The following is an 18,798-nucleotide window of genomic DNA, read 5'->3' on the forward strand; positions in this document are numbered from 1 at the left end:
TTAGTTCCGCATGGGTCAATTCCGAGCGGGGCTATTTTTTTTCCAACTTTTATACCATTGATCCTGCTATAAAACATGATATACTGCTAGAGTAAAGATTACAAAGTTGTAACCAGACGCGTTCACACCAAGGCATTTATACAACAAGGAGATGACGAAATGAAGAATATGTTGAAAAAAACACTGGTGATGGGAAGTCTTAGCGCCATTTTATCCGCAGGATTCATCGTTCCGGCATCAGCTTCACCAGCTGACGATTTGACTGCCCAACTGCAACAATGGTTTCAAAATAACGGATATACCGTCAATATGTCTAACGGGACGACTACGATAACAAAGACCGTAATTAAGGATGTTTCTGAAAAAGACAAGGCTAAAAACAAAACAGCAAATCCTTCATCCGGCAAACAAACAACAACCAAACAGGATGGCCAAAAGGCTTCGCAGTCGGGTACCAAGCAACAGACCCAAAAACAAAACACAAACTCAGGCGCGGGTCAGTCTGCAGGTACGGATGCACAACTCAGCAAGTCCCAATTTGCAGCTGAGGTTGTAAAGCTTGTAAATAACGAGCGCAGCCAAAAAGGTCTTAAGCCCCTCGTATCGAATGCGAAGCTTACAGAAGTAGCCTTAGTCAAGGCGAAGGATATGAGTACGAACAATTACTTTTCCCATACATCTCCGACCTATGGTTCACCATTTGATATGATGAAAAAATTCGGTGTAACTTATACGTATGCGGGTGAGAATATTGCTATGGGACAACAAACACCACAAGAAGTGATGAAAGCCTGGATGAACAGCCAGGGACATCGTGAGAATATTTTGAAGGCAGAATTTACACAAATCGGTGTGGCTTACTACAATGGATATTGGGTACAAGAGTTCACACGTAACTAAGATGATAGTAAATACGTTCCCAACGTTATGTCGCTGCTACGAAAAGATAGTGACGTGACGTTAATCTAGAGACCCGCTGACACGCTCAGCGGGTCTTTTGGTGTCTCTTCATCCTCCAGTGGCATAACCATTGCTTTATACCAGAAAAGACATAAGGGACGTATTTATAGTATGATAGCAGCAAGTTGAATGGGTAGCAGACTACTTATGGAAAGCCAGGTGAACAAATGAGCTACGAAATCGTGCATGAAGGTGCCTTTGCTATGCTCAAGGTGCAGTTGAACCCCGGGGAAATGATTAAAGCAGAAATGGGAGCGATGGTCTCCATGTCTTCCAGTGTAGATATAAAGGGGACGGTAGACGGTGGACTGTTACGTGGTTTAGGCAGAATGCTGAGCGGAGAAAAATTCTTTTTTCAAGAACTGAGGGCAGCCCGGGGACCGGCTGAGGTGTTGTTAGCCCCTGCAAGTATAGGTGATGTACAAGCGGTGGAACTGGATGGCACGTATAGGCTGTTGGTCCAAAAGGACGGTTTTCTGGCTTGTACGGAAGGCATTGAGGTTAGTACCAAAATGCAAAACCTGATGAAAGGTTTATTCTCCGGTGAAGGGTTTTTTATCGTAGAAATCAGTGGTCGAGGTACGGTATTCCTGTCCTCTTATGGAGCCATTCATCCCATTTATATCGCGCCAGGAGAGGAGCGTATTATTGATAATGCTCATCTGGTGGCATGGCCGGATTATATGGATTATAAAATTGAAAAAGCATCTAAAGGCTGGTTGTCCAGCGTAACGAGTGGAGAAGCACTTGTATGCCGCTTTCGCGGTGAAGGAACGGTACTGATTCAAAGTCGAAATCCGGGCAGTTTTGGACAATGGATCAAAAGTTTTATCCCTGATAGCAAATAGTTTGATTCGTTTGATTAGAGATGAGAGGATAAACTGTTCGCACAAGAAAGTATAATATAAGGATGGTCATTTGCCATCCTTTTTTTGCATGTTCATGGGAAATTATATGTGACTCTAAGCATTTATTGCGCTTTTATTCAGAAAGGTTTATTTGCAAAATGATATGAGAAGCTTTATGTTTATTTCACTAAGCTATCAGGAGGGAACACGAGTGAATTCATCAAAATGGATTTGGCGGTCTGTCGGTTCCGTTTCCATTGCCGCCACATTGCTATTATTGTACGGATTTATTACAGCAGTACAAAGTATCACGGCTCCAGAGCCAATGGTTAGCACTCAACCTGTACATTCCGGTTCATCGCAGACACAAACTGCGCCATCCGCTACTAATCAGGCGGGAGAGTTTCGGGTAGCTGCCATTGGAGATTCGCTAGCCAAAGGCACGGGGGATGACTCCGGAAGTGGTTTTGTGCGTCGGTCGGTGAGCTTGTTAAATAATCAGGAAGGCCATAAGGCTCAGCTCATAAATAATCTGGGGATTAATGGACTGACGACTCAAGGACTATTGACCAAGCTGGATGAGCCTGGTGTTTCTTATGTGTTGAAAAAGGCTAACGTCATTATTGTCTCGATTGGCGGAAATGATTTATTTCAGGGAGCTCAGGCTGCCCAAACTGGTAAAGAGCCGCCTACACTTAGTGGTTTGAGTAAAGCTGTGCCTGATGCCGCCAAACGTCTGCAAAAAGTGCTGACAAAGGTAGGGAAAATCAATCCGAATGCTAAAATTATCTATGTCGGATTATATAATCCATTCAGTGATCTGCAGGAAATGAAAATTCCCGGTAATCTTGTAGTAACAGAATGGAATCTGGCTGCCATGGCAATTACCAACCAAAACAGCAATATGACTCTGGTTCCAACTTTCGATTTATTCCAGCAAAATTTGCCCGTCTATTTATCATCCGATCATTTTCATCCAAACGGACAGGGCTATCAAGCAATCGCTGAACGTATCGCGCAAGGGTTTGCAGTTGCAAACACGAAGGATGCCGATAAAGTGGATAATGAACAACAGTCTACAAGTAGCCAACCCGCTGAAGTGAAAAAGGGAGGAAACAAGCAATGAGCATCCAATCTGCTGACAAGACCGGGGCTGGAATAACCGAAAAATCGACATCAAGGGATGCATTGTCCAGTTTCCATTCCGCCAATCAGGTTGGCAGCGGAGGCAGAGACAGAAGCAATACCGAAACAGTTCTCTCTGTTCAGCACGTTAAGAAACGTATCAAACGCAAAATGATCATTCATGATGTCACATTCGACGTTCGTGCGGGTGAAATTTTCGGATTTCTTGGTCCTAATGGGGCTGGAAAAACGACGACTATTCGTATGCTGGTCGATTTAATTAAGCCTACGGAAGGGACGATTACCGTCTGTGGTCATAATGTAAATCGTGACCCTGAGCAGGCTTTACGGCATATTGGTTCTATTGTGGAAAATCCAGAGGTGTACAGCTACCTGACAGGGTGGGAGAATTTAGAGCATTTTGCCCGTATGCAGCCTGGTGTAGACGAGCAGCGTATCCGCGAAGTCGTTGAGCTGGTTCGGCTCGATCGCCGTATCCATGATAAAGTAAGTACGTATTCTCTCGGAATGCGCCAGCGCCTTGGTATAGCCCAAGCCTTGCTAGGTAGACCGAAATTACTCATTTTGGATGAACCGACGAACGGGTTAGACCCCAAGGGGATCAAGGAAATGAGAGCTTTTATCCGTTTGCTAGCGGCAGAAGGCATGGCTGTATTTGTTTCCAGCCATTTGCTCAGCGAAATCCAGCTGCTATGTGATCGGGTGGCAATTATAAGTCGAGGAAAGGTGCTAGCTGTAGGTGGAGTACGGGAACTGGTTGAGACGCACTCGCACATGGCCGTATGGCAACTGGAGCCTCGTGATAAGGGTCTTGCGATATTGCAAAATTCTCCGCATGTGCAAATGATTACGAATGCCGATGAATTAATTGATGACAGCATTGTTGCAGGCAGCGGAGCCGATGCAATTTTTACAGAAATGGATGAAGAGCATATTGCGGAGCTGGTGACACAAATGACGGCTTCCGGTATTTCCGTTAAAGGTGTAACCAAAATCAATCCTACACTGGAGCAGCTATTCCTGAAAATGACGGAAGGTGAGATACTTGAATAACATTTTACCGCTCGTACAAAATGAAACGCTCAAAATTATCAAGAAGAAACGATTTTATGTCATTTTACTTGTTTTACTTGTGCTTGTGCCGATTTTTACGTACGCTCAGATGAAAGTGGCAGAAAACAATCGCGAAAAATTCGGCAATGATTGGCGGCTTGAACTGCGTCAGGCAATTACCGATAATCAAAACTCGCTGGGAAGTGACCGGGTTCCCGAGGAATGGAAGACCTATCGTCGGGTCTTTGTGCAGCAGATGCAATATTATTTGGAAAATGATGTGAATCCCAATGAGCCGAGTGGCGTCACCTTTACCAGAGAGTTTATGGATAATTCCATAAATCTGTTCGTTCCGCTGTTGATTATGGCCATTGCCTCCGACTTGGTTTCTGGAGAACGGACGACAGGCACGATAAAAATGTTGCTAACTCGCCCAGTCAGGCGGTGGAAAATACTGCTGAGCAAGCTGTTGACATTGTACATGTTCGTCTCGCTCATCATTTTGGCTGTATTTATAATTAGCTATCTCATATCAGGCTTGTTTTTTGGTTTTCGCGGTTTTAATGTTCCGGTATTTACCGGATTTCAAATTGTTGGATCGACGGTGGATTTGTCTGCTGTACATGCGATTCCACAATGGCATTATCTGATGCTGCAAGCCGGATTGATCTGGTTTGTCAGTCTTGTGGTAGCTTCGTTAGCCTTTATGGTATCTGTCCTGGTACGAAGTACGGCGGCAAGTATCGTGGTCATGATGGCTGCGCTTATTTCGGGCACTATTTTGACAAACATGGCTTCATCTTGGCAGAGTGCTAAATATTTATTTATGGTTAACCTCGAATTAACCGATTATTTATCTGGAAGCCCCGCCCCGATTGAGGGAATGACCTTACCCTTTTCTTTAGCTGTACTGGGCATTTGGGGGGCTGCGGCATTGATTGTTTCATTCGCCGTCTTTACGAAACGGGATATATTGAATTAAAATGGACAAGGTAAAAGAAAACATCTGTTTGCATTTTTGGTGAAAATCATCAAGAATAAGGCAAAACACGGTTACGATTAGACAAAGGGGGAGCATGAATGGTCGACAAAATCGACTTGTCTGCGGGAGTGTCCGGCACACAAAGCGGAGCTTCAGAATATGGCGCGGACGACATTCAAGTGCTCGAAGGGCTTGTGGCAGTTCGCAAACGGCCGGGCATGTACATCGGGAGCACCAGTTCTTCGGGACTGCATCATTTGGTATGGGAAATTGTAGACAACGCGGTGGATGAACATCTCGCCAAGTTTTGCTCTCGCATTGATATTACAATGCATAAGGACGGTTCCATTACGGTATCAGACAACGGGCGCGGTATTCCTACAGGAATGCACAAAACGGGAATTCCTACGCCTCAGGTTGTATTCACCATTTTGCACGCCGGAGGCAAGTTTGGCGGTTCGGGATATAAAAAGTCCGGGGGTCTGCACGGTGTAGGTGCATCTGTAACGAACGCTCTTTCGGAATGGCTTGAAGTAGAAATTTACCGGGACGGCAAGATTCACCGTCAGCGGTTTGAATATTGGCAGGACAAGAAGGGCGTGGAGCATGTCGGGGAACCGACCACAGGCCTTGAAGTGCTGGGCAATACTAACAAGACGGGCTCGAAAATTACATTTAAACCGGATATTCGTGTTTTTCAAGCAGGCATTCATTTTAACTACGATACGTTGGCTGAGCGCCTTCAGGAAATTGCTTTTCTAAATTCGGGCCTTCGTATTCAACTTAAAGACGAACGCAGCGGAAAGTCAGATGAGTATTTTTATGAAGGTGGCGCAAGTCAGTTTGTTGCTTTTCTGAATGAGGGCAAGGATGTGCTGCATGATGTTATTCACTTTAATGCCGAGAAAGAAGACATTGAAGTAGAGATTGCCATCCAGTACAATGCGGGTTATACAGAGACGATTGCTTCGTTCGTTAACTCCATTCCGACACGTGGCGGAGGTACGCATGAAACGGGATTCAAAACCGCTTACACTCGTGTCATGAACGACTATGCGCGCAAAACGGTGATGTTGAAAGAAAAGGATAAAAACTTGGAGGGCAACGATCTACGTGAGGGCATGATGGCTGTAATCAGTGTCAAGATGGCTGAAGTTGAATTTGTCGGCCAGACAAAGGATCAGCTGGGTAGCGCTTCGGCACGGAGTACAGTGGATGCCATCGTATCTGAGCAGATGCAGCGTTTTTTGGAAGAAAATCCGCAGATAGCACAAACTTTGATCAAGAAGGCAGTTCAAGCATCCAGAGCGCGTGAAGCTGCACGTAAAGCTCGGGATGAGATGCGTTCTGGTAAAAAGCGCAGTGAAAGTTCCAATTTGAATGGTAAACTGTCGCCTGCGCAGTCCAAGGATTTTACACGTAATGAGTTGTTTATTGTGGAAGGCGATTCGGCTGGAGGATCAGCCAAGCAGGGACGGGATTCCAAAATTCAGGCCATATTGCCGCTAAAGGGCAAGCCGATGAATCCAGAAAAATCCAAACTGGCGGATATTATGAAGAATGATGAGTACCGTGCTATTACAGCAGCTATTGGTGCGGGGGTAGGAACAGAGTTTTCGCTGGAAGACAGCAATTATTCCAAAATCATCATTATGACCGATGCAGATACAGATGGTGCACACATTCAAGTGCTGTTGTTGACTTTCTTTTATCGTTACATGAAAGAGCTTATTGATGCAGGACGCATATTTATTGCTCAACCGCCATTGTATAAAATAACTCGAAAGTCGGGTAAGCTCGAAACGGTGCGTTATGCTTGGACTGACGAGCAGCTCGATAATTATTTAAAAGAATTTGGACGAAATTTTGAGCTTCAGCGCTATAAAGGACTTGGGGAAATGAACCCTGATCAGTTATGGGAAACAACGATGAATCCCGATTCACGCACCTTGTTACGCGTTCAGATAGAGGATGCAGCCAAGGCTGAACGCAGGGTGTCCACTTTGATGGGTGATAAGGTGGATCCGCGCAAGCGCTGGATCGTGGAAAACGTAGATTTCACGGAATACGTAGAGTAGTGCTATCAAAAGAGGTGTATACATGAGCTTATCGGAGCAGTTTTTGCCAGCTTTTCTGGAGGAAGTGGTCGGTGACCGCTTTGGCCGATATTCCAAATATATTATTCAGGATCGGGCGATACCCGATGTACGGGACGGATTAAAACCCGTACAACGTCGTATTCTTTATGCAATGTACGATTCGGGCAATACGCCGGATAAAGCATATCGTAAATCGGCCAAAACCGTTGGGGACGTTATGGGTAATTACCATCCCCACGGTGACTCGTCGATTTACGACGGCATGGTACGGATGGCGCAGCCTTGGAAAATGAGTCACGTGCTTGTGGATGGTCACGGTAACTGGGGCTCCCAGGATGATGATCCAGCGGCAGCTATGCGTTATACGGAGGCTCGCTTGTCTCCAATCGCAATGGAAATGCTGCGCGATATTGAAAAGCGTACGGTTTTGTTCAAGGACAATTTTGATAACTCGGCCAAAGAGCCCGTTGTGTTGCCGTCTCGTTATCCAAATTTGTTGGTGAACGGTTCCAGTGGGATCTCGGCGGGATTTGCGACAGAGATTCCTACACATAGTTTACGCGAAGTTATTGATGCCAGCATTGCAGTGATGGAAAAGCCCGAGATTGAGCTGGAAGAGATTATGACCTTTATTAAAGGCCCTGATTTCCCGACGGGCGGACTCATTATGGGTGGCGAAGGCATCAAGGACGCTTATCGCACGGGAAAAGGACGTATTTATATTCGTTCCAAAACGGAAATTCAGTCTTTGCGCGGAGGCAAGCAGCAGCTGGTCATTACCGAGATTCCGTATCAGATCGTCAAATCAAGGCTCGTAACGGCCATGGAAAATATCCGTCTGGAGAAAAAGGTGGAAGGGATTGCCGAGGTTCGTGACGAAAGCGGACGAAATGGTTTGCGCATTGTTGTGGAGCTGAAGAAGGAAGCCGATGCGGAAGGGATTTTAGCTTATTTGCTGAAAAAAACCGACCTACAGGTGGCATATAACTTCAACATGGTAGCCATTGTGAACAAAGCGCCACATCAGCTTGGACTAAAGTCCATTTTGGAAGCGTATATCGCCCATCAACGCGAAGTTGTCACTCACCGTATCCAGTATGAACTGGAAAAGGCAGAGGATCGTGCCCATGTGCTGGAAGGTTTGGTCAAGGCGCTGAACATTCTGGATGAAGTCATCGCAGCCATTAAAGCTTCCAAAAATCGCCAGGACGCGCAAAATAATTTGCAATGGATGTTTGGTTTTAGCGAACGGCAGGCAGATTCTATTTTGACCTTGCAGTTGTACCGTCTCACTAATCTGGAAATCACCACGCTTGAAAAAGAACTGGGTGACATCCAGAAAAAAATCGCGCAATATCGTTCTATTCTGGAAAGTGATCGCAAGCTGATCAGCCTGATTCGCAAGGAACTTTTGGAAATTCGCGAAAAGTACGGCATTGACCGTCGTTCTGATATTCAGGGCGAGGTAGAAGAGATTAAGGTGAACCTGGAGGTCATGGTGGGAGCAGAGGATGTGCTGCTGACACTCTCGAAAGATGGCTATGTGAAACGTACAAGTATGTTGTCATTTACTCGTTCAGGCGGGGAACGTTCAAGTTCCGGTGTTAAAGAAGGGGATTACGTTACCCAATTGCTTGATGTGAATACGCTGGATGTATTGCTCGTCTTCACCCAGCGCGGACAATATTTTTTACTGCCTGTACATCAGGTGCCAGAGTATAAGTGGAAAGAGCCGGGCACACCAATTGTCAACGTCATTCCGTTATCGAAGGAAGATCGTATCGTAAGTGTTATTCCGCTTAAAAACATCGAGGAAATCGGCAAAAGCCTGGTATTTGTAACAAAGAAGGGCCAAGTAAAGCGTACAGAATTGAAAGAATATGCTACAAAACGTTCTAGTGCCGTAGCCGCTTGCAAAGTAGCAGGGGACGATGAGGTGTTATCGGTAACGTTAAGCGAAGGTACCCGGGATATTATGCTGATTACCCGCGCGGGTATGAGTATACGCTTCAAGGAGCAAGAGGTTAATGCGATGGGCCGCGTCTCGGCTGGTGTCAAAGGTATACAGCTAGCGGAAGGCGATGAAATTATCGCGGCGTTATGGGTAGAAGAGGATGAAGGAGAAGTGTTGGTGCTGACCGAGTCTGGTTATGGTAAGCGTACGCTTCTGTTGGACTATCCTACACAGGGAAGAGGCGGCAAAGGTATCACCACCTTTGAGTTCAAGGAAGGCAAACGAGTACGTTCGAATGGAACTCGAATCGTGGCTGCCTTCTATTGCCGTGAAGCTGTTCAATTATTTGCAATCACAGCAGAAGGACAAACGATGTCCTTCCTTTCGGAAAAGGCTCCTTTGACCGACCGAAAGGATACAGGCAAGCTGCTGGCTCCAGCGGAGAAGAAGGACGAAATTGTGAATGTGCTGCTGCGTAGTGAGCTACAAGCTTCTCAGTCCATAGAATAATAGGAAAGTCAAGCGCTTATTAGCTCGAAAAAGAGAGGTCCTCTCGTGCCATTCCGGCACGAATGAGGACCTTTTTGCCGTCATGGTGTCGAACCCTGACCAGCCTTCAAAACCCAGATGAGACTTCCTTCCCCTTTTCATTTGATGCTCCAAAAACGGCAGGAAACCGGGGCTAAATGGCGAAAATTTAATGTGATGAAATACAATCCGGACGGTGGCCCATACGGTAACTTTGATGCTTTTACTGACCCTGTTATTTAAAGGAGTGAGGCAAAATGCAAACGACCGAATTTGCGAAAATCTGGTCCAGAATGGCTAAGGATTATAAGGTTCATATGGAGCAGCAACTGGCTCCATCACTAACCGAAGCTCAACTTACGGTGCTGGAGGTTTTGAACGAATACGGCCGTATGAAGCCGTCTCAACTAATTCCATATCTCGCCACCACACCAGCCGCGGTTACGATGCTGCTGGATCGGATGGAACGGAATCGACTGGTCACCCGTTTCAGAGACGTAAAAGACCGTAGAATTGTATGGATTGTCATTTCGGATCAAGGGAGAGAAGAAGTAGAGCGTGGATTACGAATACGGGATGATTTTCTGGGTTCTGCACTAAACCGAATTTCTCAGCACAATCAAAATTTGCTGGTTTATTTGTTGGGGAAAATTACAACGAAGGCGAAGACTTCAGTATCGGCAAGTGAGACTGAGGGAGTAAAGGAACCAATAGAGCTAGCAGAATAACTAGAATGGTGGCTACATGAAAGTAGCTGTACGCAGCAGATTATCATTTTAAGGCAAATAGGAGTGCGCGGATGTAAATACCTATCGTGGTATTCATACCGCGCCTTTTTTGTGTTGAAGTATAGGTGATATTTGGGTGAATGTTGACATTTACATAAGAGATGATAAAATAATAGTTATAAATAAATAACAATTCGCGTATAAATAGTTGCTTGTTTATGTATATGGATTGTGAATTGGGGATTAAAGGATGGTTTCAGTGAGTGACAGAGAGGAAGACAGACTTGAGGTGTACCGGATTATACAATCGGTAAGAGAGGTTAACAAAACGATATTTTATGCCTTCTGGAATGAGGAGCAGCATTTGGATCTGACGGCCATTCAGCATATGGCTTTGGCAATTCTGAATAAACGCCCCAACATCGGGCTATCTGAGCTGGCAGACATAGCACATGTGGGAAGCAGCTCTATGAGTGGGGTGGTTGACCGCTTGACCAAGGCGGGATATATTGCTCGCGGACGGCATGAACATGACCGTAGATCCTTAGTGCTGACGCTTACGTCGGAAGGAAAAGATATCATGCAAAAAGTAGACGCCATGTGGATGGAGCGCGTCTTGCCCATTCTGGACATCCCGAAGGAGCAGCTAGAGATGGTCCTGGATATCCATAAACAAATGATCATGAAATTAACACCGAAGGGAATGAATCAACTTGAGCAGTCCTCAAATGACACTACCAGGTAATGTACGCAGAGCACCCATTGTGGCCGCTCTGTTGATTGGCGCGATTGTAGCGATATTAAATCAGACGTTGATCAGTGTGGCTTTACCGAAAATGATGAGTGATCTGAATATAGATGCCAATATAGCTCAGTGGCTCAGCACGGGCTTTATGCTCGTGAATGGGGTATTGATCCCGGTGACCGCGTTCTTGATTGCCCGTTTTTCCACTCGTAAATTGTTTATTAGCGCGATGACTATTTTTTCAATAGGCACGCTGTTATGTGCTATAGCGCCAAGCTTCAGCACATTGCTGATCGGTCGGCTTATTCAGGCCGCGGGAGCAGGTATCATGATGCCCTTAATGATGGTTGTTATCTTGAACATCTACCCAATAGAACGTCGTGGCCGGGCGATGGGAACCCTAGGGATTGCGATGGGTTTTGCTCCAGCCATTGGGCCAACCTTATCCGGTTATATAGTACAGCATTATGACTGGCGGGTATTGTTCTGGATCATCCTGCCGATTTCAGTAATTTCGATTGTGATCGGATTTATTTTTCTGAAAAATGTAACGGAGCAATCCAAGCCAAAGCTGGACATTCCCGGCATCATTTTGTCTACGCTCGGTTTCGGTGGACTGTTATACGGCTTTAGTGATGCAGGAACATCAGGTTGGGGAAGTATTCCGGTCCTGTCTACGCTTATCGTTGGGACAATTGCGCTTATTTTGTTTATTGTTCGCCAACTGAAGGCAGATGAGCCTATGCTGGAGTTCCGTATCTTTAAATACGATGTGTACAGCTTGACGACAATCATTAATGTGATTGTGACGATGGCTTTGTACGCCGGTATGATATTGCTTCCGATTTATTTGCAAAATATTCGGGGTTTTACACCGCTCCAGTCCGGTATGCTAATGTTACCAGGAGCGATTCTAATGGGGCTCATGTCTCCTGTAACGGGGGCTATTTTTGACCGAATTGGAGCACGCTGGTTGTCTGTAATTGGCTTGCTGATTATGGTTATAACGACTTGGGAATTTACGCGGTTGACCGAAACAACCACCTATATGACACTGTTAATTAATTATACGGTGCGGATGTTCGGGATGTCGTTGCTGATGATGCCGATCCAAACAGCCGGGTTGAATCAGCTTCCGCAACGATTGAATGCACATGGTACAGCAATGAGTAACACGCTGCGTATGATTTCCGGCTCGATTGGAACGGCAATTCTGGTGACAGTGATGTCAACACAAAGCAGCAACCGTTTGACAACGATTGTTACATCTGAAGGACTAACCGTGACGGATAAAGCGGGGATGCTGGCTGCAGGCAACCAAGCTACGATTTATGGGATTAACTCGGCTTTTATCATTGCAACAGTGTTGAGTGTGGCCGCTCTGATTTTAGCGTTTTTTATCAAAAATACGAATGCACAAAACGTTCTCCCCCGTCAACAGCTGGTAAACAGCAAGAAGGGACAGTCCGTGGCTTCCTCGTCATAAGGATGGGATAACGCATTAATTTAATTTTCTGCAAAAAAGAACCCGCAATGCATGTTTGTTTACATGCGATGCGGGTTCTTTGTGCAAATGGAGTTGAAGATGTCGAAATCCAAATAGAGCAGAGCTTGCCTGCTCAATTTTCAGACGTTATCATGTTCTCATAAAGCGACATGGGCCACTCATTCCATGGAAATTGGACGGGAGGTAACGAGTGGAAGCTCATATCCTCCTTGCTGATCGGATGCGGTGCTCTAGCGAGTAAGGACCAGAGCGCCAGCTGTTGACCGGGACGGCTTAGATTACCGCCATATTTTTGGTCCCCGTAGAGAGGGCAGCCGATCGCCTGCATCTGCACACGAATCTGGTGTGAGCGTCCGGTGTGCAACTTAATCTGCACAAGACTGAGTCCATCTGCTTGTCCGATCACGCGGTACTCCAAAATGGCTTCCTTGGCACCAGCTGTGCCAGGCCGAACAGTTTGAACAGTGTTGGTACGGCTATCCTTTAGCAGGTGATGGGTTAGACGGCCTTGTGGAGCCGTAGGAATGCCATTCAGAACTGCTGTATACAGTTTGTGAAAATGGCGACTTCGCACCGATTCTGATAAGCGAGAAGCAGCTTTGGACGTCTTAGCAAAAATCATGGCTCCACCTACAGGTCGATCCAGTCTGTGAACTAAACCCAAAAAGACGTTACCAGGCTTATTGTGTCTGATTTTTAGATCTTCCTTGAGTAAAGACAACAGATCAGGATCACCGCTGGCATCCTCTTGCGTCGGAACATTGACAGGCTTTACAACCGCCAAAACATGATTGTCCTCATATAGGACAGGAATGTTCGGCTGTACATGCCCATGCCGGGTAAGTTTATCTTGAGTCATAAGAGGAATTAAGCCTCCCAGCGTCCCAGAATACCACAAGGCAAATTCAATCCCGAGCGTGTGATCGGCAATCCGATTTCGCCAGCGCTAATTTGGCCGCCGTACTTTTGTTGCATTGTCATGCTCAGCATGTTGCGTAATACAGTAGGCGAAATACCTGTAGTATAGGAGTTGATCAGCATGAACAACGGTTGATCCGAAATGATGCTCATGCAGGATTCGAGAAACGGATACAAGCTTTCTTCGAGTTTCCAGGTTTCTCCGTTAGGTCCGCGTCCGTAAGAAGGAGGGTCCATAATAATGGCATCATAACGGTTGCCCCGACGTTGTTCTCGTTGCACGAACTTGAATACGTCGTCCGTAATGAAGCGTACGGGACGGTCAGCCAGACCGGACAATTGAACGTTTTCCTTTGCCCACTGTACCATGCCTTTGGCGGCATCCACGTGAACTACACTGGCTCCGGCATACGCTGCGGCAGTAGTGGCTCCTCCCGTGTATGCAAACAGGTTCAGTACGGAAATCGGTCTGCCTGCGCCTTTGATTTTATCCATCATCCAGCTCCAGTTCGCTGCTTGCTCCGGAAAAAGACCGGTATGCTTGAAGCTGGTGGGTTTAATGTGGAATTTAAGCGGTCCATAGCTAATTGTCCAGCGCTCGGGGATAGTTTTTTTCATATCCCAGTTGCCGCCACCGGAGGAACTACGGTGGTAATGTCCATGAACATTACGCCATTCGGCTGTTTCCTGGGCCAAAGGCCATATGATTTGCGGATCGGGACGACGCAGGACAATATCACCCCAACGTTCCAGTTTTTCACCATCGCCTGTATCCATTACTTCATAGTCTTTCCATTCTTGTGCTACATACATGTACAATCCATCCTTCAGCAGTCAATTCAGGATTCAGGCAGCAAGCTGCACAGAAATCCCCATATGGAGTCTATTGTACAACAAACCTCAGCAACAATCGAATGATTACATAAATAAGTAAGTAGCCAAATGGCCCAAAATATTTTTTCTAGGATGTACTTGTAATTATAGCGCTTCCATATTAAAATGAAATCAATCCCACTTGTACGTACAACCATCCGTTTTTTGTCATAATAATGAAAAACGGATTGGATTGTACGTACATAATATTTTTTCTATCAACACAGCTGAAGTCTACTTAATTAAACACAAAATGCCTAAACTGCCGTAGCCAGCGTTTCGTGGTAGTCGGAGCCTTCGTTCGAAGCATCTGTCTAAGCGTGGAATCATGTCGGCGAAGGGCATCATACAGTATTGTCCTATGTTGTAACTAATAAATTGTTTATCCATAGATTTTATCAGCCAACAGCCGCATGTAATGCGGCTGTTTTGCGTATATTTCCCCAAGATTAAAGCTAGTTTTTGAAATTAATATTTGACAATGAGAATCATTATCAAATATTATTTGAGTAACAGGGAGTGAAAGCATCCCATATTTCAAATAAAGGTGAGGGATGAACTTGGGTAAAATCATGATTGCTTATGCCAGTTTGACCGGTAATACAGAGGAAATCGCGGAATTGATCGCCGAGGGAGTCCGTCAGGCAGGACATGAGGCGGAGTTGAAGGCTTCGTATGATTGCAGCGCGCAAGAACTGCTCGCATATGACGGGTTCCTGTTGGGTGTATATACATGGGGAGATGGTGAGCTTCCTGATGAATTTTTGGATTTTTACGAGGAACTAGACGAGCTTGATCTGTCCGGTAAAAAGACTGCTGTATTTGGCAGTGGAGATACATCTTATACGCAATTCTGTGGCGCAGTTGACTTGGTAGAGGAAAAAGTCAAAGAACGCGGCGCATCTGTCATTCAGGAGAGTCTGAAGATTGAATTTAATCCATTGGATGATGAGAAGGAGAATTGTCGAGCTTACGGAAGACAATTTGCACAGGCTGGTATTGGAGTGTCCTGAGATGAGAGAGAGGGATAGGTATGCGCAATAGCGATAGCTTAAGCGGTTTTCCTCTTCTGCACGACTATCAGCTTGAGGAGATGTGGAGAACTCCACAGCCAATCCGTCAATCACAGGGAAAACGAGGGCGTGAGGGTTGGAATTGGCGGCAACGGGTTCAATATGCAATAGGGCATGCGCTGAACGAATACTTTGGAATGGAAGTAGAGGTGCGGCGGGAAGTCCCTGTCCAGTATGTGCTGGAGAAATGGTGGCCCAAGCAGTCAAACAGTTTTGAATCGTTGTTCCATTACTGGGATGTCAAAAATAAAGTTTCCGGTGAGTTGTCAAAAATTTGTGCCTTAAATAATGATTTGTTGCTGCCGGTGATGCTGTATGAACAATTTTGTACGTCTGTGCCTGAATTAGAGGTCAATATTTCGCTTATTATTCAGGCTGCTTGGCAACTATCAGCAGAAGCGGATTCCTTGCTGATTCAAAAGTATATCGTGGACTATAACCCTAACGTTATTAGTACATTTCAACATTTGACGAATGTATTTTGTTATTATGCATTTGGAGCTCTTCCTCAGCTTATTGAGGTATACTGTCTGCTAGAAGGCAAGAAGGTCCGCTTCATTCCGGGGCCTGCTTCTTTACAGCAATCTCTGGATTACGTGCGGCTATTGCGAGATTCCAGAGAGGATGTACACGGGACGACAGAACACTGCCGTTGTGGGGGTTGCATGGGACAGCAAGGTTCTCAGGGGAACAGAACGAATAAGAACAAGAAGGAAGGGCAGGAGGCGAAAAACTGCAAAGAACGGTCAGTTGGGTCTACGCCTTTCTCTTAGTATTATTATGTAACCCTTTAAATGTAAACTATTCCTTTTCGTGAAAGAGCCTTGGAAACAAGGTTCTTTTTTGTGAAAAAAATTATGAAAAAACTGAAAATTTATGTTGCCTGAATAGATAAATATATCTATAATATTTCAATGTACAATAATTATATGAAAATATTTAAATATAAAGAAGACGGTTTGTGGACCATGGATCTACTTATCCTATGTACATAAAATAAGCCCTGTCTTTTGCATGGCATGTTGCTATGCGTTTATTTACGTTCTACATTTGGTTTAATGGCCTAATATTTCAATTTTAAAATATTAGCGTTGAATAATAAAAATTTTTTGGACAACAGGGGTGGAAGAAGTGAGTAAGAAAACTGTATTGCCAATCCTCATTGTACTGCTCGTTCTGAGCGGTGGAGCTATTGGCTACTATTATTGGTATCAAGCAACACACTTTGTTAAAAGTGACGATGCGCGCATTCAAGCCGATCAATATAAGGTAATGCCGCAAATCTCCGGAGAAATAAGCCACATTGATGTGGAAGAAGGAGATGTTGTTCAGCGTAATGAACCGATTGCCGAGCAGGATGTATCGGGGTTAGATGCGAGCATGATCAGCAAGTCCGTACTGCGCGCGCCGATCAACGGAACCGTCATTAAGATTTATTCGAAAGAGCATGAAATCGGATCGCCGGGTAGTGCTGTTGCAACTATGGTGGATATGAACAGCTTGTACGTATCTACGAATATTGAAGAAACTGATATTAACCGTATTAAACCAGGACAGCTTGTGGATATTACGCTTGATGCAGCAGGTGATCAGGTGATTCAGGGTAAAGTTCGTAAAGTGGGCGAAGCCTCCAACGCCGTGTTCTCACTCGTTCCTGCAGTGAACACAAGTGGTAACTTTAACAAGGTGACTCAGCGTGTGCCTGTAGAGATTGCTGTGAACAAGCCGAAGGATCTGAAGCTTATTCCTGGAACGAACGTGGAAGTAAAAATTCATACACCTTAAAAAGGAGGGGTCCATGTGGCTGCCAATGATATTGCTGCTGCTCCTTCGACAGATTCTTCCAAAGAACGCTGGCTTGCCTTTTTCGCTATCGTTTTAGGCGCCTTTGTCGCCATTCTGAACAACAGTCTGATCAATGTCGCCATTCCTAGATTGACGACAGATTTAGGATCTACGACGACACGTATTCAGTGGGTTATTACAGGTTACACGCTTGCATCTGGTGTAATCGTACCGATTACCGGATATATGGAGCAGCGCCTCGGATACAAAAAGTTTTTGATTCTTGCGCTCAGCGTATTTTCGCTGGGAACGGGAATATGTATTTTTGCATGGAGTGATTCTTCCCTGATCGCAGCACGGGTGCTGGCTGGTCTGGGCGGTGGTGTTATTATGCCGCTGAGTATGACGATTATTTACAAAATTATGCCGCGTGAACAAATCGGTATGTCCCTTGGTATATGGGGGATCGCCGCAATGGCAGCGCCGGCTGTAGGGCCTACGCTCAGCGGATATTTAATTGAGTGGTTTAACTGGCGGTTCTTGTTTATTGTCAGTGTGCCAGTTGCTTTATTTGCAATTTTAATGGTTATTCTTCTAATCAAAGAACCACCTAAAGTAGAGCCGAAGCCGTTTGATCTACCGGGCTTTTTGCTGGCGGCAACTTGTGCCGGAACACTTTTGTACGCACTGACAAACGGACAGCGTGATGGCTGGACTTCTTTTGGAATTGTATCCTTGCTGTTTGTTGCTTTCTGGGCACTTGTTTTTCTGATCTATGTAGAAAGCGGCAAGGATAATGCGGTAATTGAAATCTCATTATTCAAGAATTCAAAATATACGATTAGTGTTATTGCTTCCAGTCTGGTCATGATGGGGATGTACGGAGGAACGTTCCTAACACCGTTGTTTTTGCAAAATATCCAGCGTGTGTCACCGATTGATACCGGTATTATCCTCATTCCACAGGCCATTGCCATGGCGGCTATGATGCCTATTGCCGGGAAGCTATTCGATAAGTTCGGCATTGTTCCTTTGGGACTTGTGGGCCTGACGCTAACCAGCTTTATGACCTATCATCTTCACCAGCTTACGCCAGATACTTCGCATGCCTGGTTGGAAACCGTAATGGCATTACGGGGTCTGGGAATTGGTATTTGTATGATGCCATTGTCCACGGTCGGCATGAATGCCGTTCATCCAAGCAAGGTAGCCAATGCGTCTACAGCGTCCAATCTGGTACGTACCGTTGCCGCATCTATGGCGATTGCGGTGTTAACCGCCATTATGCAAAGCCGTTCGGCTGCTCATGCCCAGCAAATTTCGGAGTCCATTACACCAGACTCGGCTCATGCGCTTCAAGCGACGCTCGGCAGCTCATGGGTGTCATCCGTAAGTAGTTTAATCACACTAGATGCAACATCAAGAGGGATTGGGGATACGTTCCTCATTTCATCCATACCGCTGTTTTGCACGATTCCACTAATCTTTTTGTTTATTCAGAGGAAGAAAGCAAAGACACAGCCGGAAGCATAACCAAAGAACTATAAAATACGACTGGATGGCTTACATTATTTCCACGGACAGAAAGAAAGGGAATTA

At 45.5% G+C, this 18,798-nt stretch carries 16 protein-coding genes; 14 read left to right on the forward strand and 2 right to left on the reverse strand.

The window, feature by feature from the left end:
* Positions 1-159 precede the first annotated feature (159 nt).
* From C1T21_RS14880 to C1T21_RS14925, 10 genes are all read left to right on the forward strand, one after another.
* Positions 160-900 carry a CAP domain-containing protein gene (locus C1T21_RS14880; protein ID WP_103048790.1) on the forward strand — a complete coding sequence of 247 codons (741 nt, stop codon included), beginning with the start codon at positions 160-162 and terminating at the stop codon, positions 898-900.
* A gap of 227 nt (positions 901-1,127) precedes the next feature.
* Positions 1,128-1,808: a TIGR00266 family protein gene (locus C1T21_RS14885; protein ID WP_076159244.1), complete on the forward strand. Its 681-nt coding sequence runs from the start codon at positions 1,128-1,130 to the stop codon at positions 1,806-1,808.
* Between the two features lie 175 nt (positions 1,809-1,983).
* Complete coding sequence (locus tag C1T21_RS14890; RefSeq protein WP_103048791.1) at positions 1,984-2,934, forward strand: GDSL-type esterase/lipase family protein; 951 nt, start codon at positions 1,984-1,986, stop codon at positions 2,932-2,934.
* On the forward strand, positions 2,931-4,007 hold the full coding sequence (locus C1T21_RS14895) for an ABC transporter ATP-binding protein (RefSeq protein ID WP_103048792.1): 1,077 nt from the start codon (positions 2,931-2,933) through the stop codon (positions 4,005-4,007). The genes C1T21_RS14890 and C1T21_RS14895 overlap by 4 nt, the downstream gene beginning before the upstream one ends.
* Positions 4,000-4,989, forward strand: a complete 990-nt coding sequence (locus C1T21_RS14900; protein WP_013310618.1) for an ABC transporter permease — start codon at positions 4,000-4,002, stop codon at positions 4,987-4,989. The genes C1T21_RS14895 and C1T21_RS14900 overlap by 8 nt, the downstream gene beginning before the upstream one ends.
* Before the next feature lie 98 nt (positions 4,990-5,087).
* Positions 5,088-7,067: a DNA topoisomerase IV subunit B gene (gene parE, locus C1T21_RS14905; protein WP_013310617.1), complete on the forward strand. Its 1,980-nt coding sequence runs from the start codon at positions 5,088-5,090 to the stop codon at positions 7,065-7,067.
* Between the two features lie 22 nt (positions 7,068-7,089).
* Entirely contained in the window at positions 7,090-9,552 is a 2,463-nt protein-coding gene (gene gyrA / locus C1T21_RS14910; RefSeq protein WP_103048793.1) for a DNA gyrase subunit A, read from the forward strand.
* 275 nt (positions 9,553-9,827) lie between these two features.
* A complete protein-coding gene (locus tag C1T21_RS14915; protein ID WP_103048794.1) occupies positions 9,828-10,298 on the forward strand; it encodes a MarR family winged helix-turn-helix transcriptional regulator in 471 nt (156 codons plus the stop codon).
* A 259-nt stretch (positions 10,299-10,557) separates the two neighbouring features.
* Positions 10,558-11,043, forward strand: a complete 486-nt coding sequence (locus tag C1T21_RS14920; RefSeq protein ID WP_103048844.1) for a MarR family winged helix-turn-helix transcriptional regulator — start codon at positions 10,558-10,560, stop codon at positions 11,041-11,043.
* On the forward strand, positions 11,027-12,529 hold the full coding sequence (locus tag C1T21_RS14925) for a DHA2 family efflux MFS transporter permease subunit (RefSeq protein WP_103048795.1): 1,503 nt from the start codon (positions 11,027-11,029) through the stop codon (positions 12,527-12,529). The genes C1T21_RS14920 and C1T21_RS14925 overlap by 17 nt, the downstream gene beginning before the upstream one ends.
* A 133-nt stretch (positions 12,530-12,662) precedes the next feature.
* On the opposite strand, the gene C1T21_RS14930 is transcribed toward C1T21_RS14925, so the two are convergent.
* Both C1T21_RS14930 and C1T21_RS14935 read right to left on the reverse strand, forming a co-directional pair.
* The gene (locus C1T21_RS14930; protein ID WP_103048796.1) at positions 12,663-13,409 is read right to left on the reverse strand and encodes an RluA family pseudouridine synthase; all 747 of its coding nucleotides are present in this window, start codon (positions 13,407-13,409) and stop codon (positions 12,663-12,665) included.
* A gap of 8 nt (positions 13,410-13,417) precedes the next feature.
* Complete coding sequence (locus C1T21_RS14935; RefSeq protein WP_103048797.1) at positions 13,418-14,281, reverse strand: class I SAM-dependent methyltransferase; 864 nt, start codon at positions 14,279-14,281, stop codon at positions 13,418-13,420.
* A gap of 614 nt (positions 14,282-14,895) precedes the next feature.
* Between C1T21_RS14935 and C1T21_RS14940 the strand changes: the two genes are divergently transcribed.
* The 4 genes from C1T21_RS14940 (at position 14,896) to C1T21_RS14955 (ending at position 18,732) form a co-directional block, all read left to right on the forward strand.
* Complete coding sequence (locus C1T21_RS14940; RefSeq protein ID WP_103048798.1) at positions 14,896-15,354, forward strand: flavodoxin; 459 nt, start codon at positions 14,896-14,898, stop codon at positions 15,352-15,354.
* Positions 15,355-15,374: 20 nt separating this feature from the next.
* A complete protein-coding gene (locus tag C1T21_RS14945) occupies positions 15,375-16,187 on the forward strand; it encodes a hypothetical protein (RefSeq protein WP_103048799.1) in 813 nt (270 codons plus the stop codon).
* Between the two features lie 358 nt (positions 16,188-16,545).
* A complete protein-coding gene (locus C1T21_RS14950) occupies positions 16,546-17,199 on the forward strand; it encodes an HlyD family secretion protein (protein ID WP_103048800.1) in 654 nt (217 codons plus the stop codon).
* Between the two features lie 15 nt (positions 17,200-17,214).
* On the forward strand, positions 17,215-18,732 hold the full coding sequence (locus C1T21_RS14955) for a DHA2 family efflux MFS transporter permease subunit (RefSeq protein WP_025722037.1): 1,518 nt from the start codon (positions 17,215-17,217) through the stop codon (positions 18,730-18,732).
* The last annotated feature ends 66 nt before the right edge of the window (positions 18,733-18,798 follow it).

This window comes from Paenibacillus sp. F4 (assembly GCF_002894905.1).
GTDB classification, from domain to species: Bacteria; Bacillota; Bacilli; order Paenibacillales; family Paenibacillaceae; genus Paenibacillus; species Paenibacillus polymyxa_B.

Coding starts and splice junctions, on each gene's coding strand:
- C1T21_RS14925 (WP_103048795.1), top strand. CDS start 11,027: ATGACACTACCAGGTAATGTACGCAGAGCACCCATTGTGGCCGCTCTG.
- gyrA (WP_103048793.1), top strand. CDS start 7,090: ATGAGCTTATCGGAGCAGTTTTTGCCAGCTTTTCTGGAGGAAGTGGTC.
- C1T21_RS14915 (WP_103048794.1), top strand. CDS start 9,828: ATGCAAACGACCGAATTTGCGAAAATCTGGTCCAGAATGGCTAAGGAT.
- C1T21_RS14885 (WP_076159244.1), top strand. CDS start 1,128: ATGAGCTACGAAATCGTGCATGAAGGTGCCTTTGCTATGCTCAAGGTG.
- C1T21_RS14940 (WP_103048798.1), top strand. CDS start 14,896: ATGAACTTGGGTAAAATCATGATTGCTTATGCCAGTTTGACCGGTAAT.
- C1T21_RS14945 (WP_103048799.1), top strand. CDS start 15,375: ATGCGCAATAGCGATAGCTTAAGCGGTTTTCCTCTTCTGCACGACTAT.
- C1T21_RS14890 (WP_103048791.1), top strand. CDS start 1,984: ATGTTTATTTCACTAAGCTATCAGGAGGGAACACGAGTGAATTCATCA.
- C1T21_RS14880 (WP_103048790.1), top strand. CDS start 160: ATGAAGAATATGTTGAAAAAAACACTGGTGATGGGAAGTCTTAGCGCC.
- parE (WP_013310617.1), top strand. CDS start 5,088: ATGGTCGACAAAATCGACTTGTCTGCGGGAGTGTCCGGCACACAAAGC.
- C1T21_RS14930 (WP_103048796.1), bottom strand. CDS start 13,409: ATGACTCAAGATAAACTTACCCGGCATGGGCATGTACAGCCGAACATT.
- C1T21_RS14935 (WP_103048797.1), bottom strand. CDS start 14,281: ATGTATGTAGCACAAGAATGGAAAGACTATGAAGTAATGGATACAGGC.
- C1T21_RS14895 (WP_103048792.1), top strand. CDS start 2,931: ATGAGCATCCAATCTGCTGACAAGACCGGGGCTGGAATAACCGAAAAA.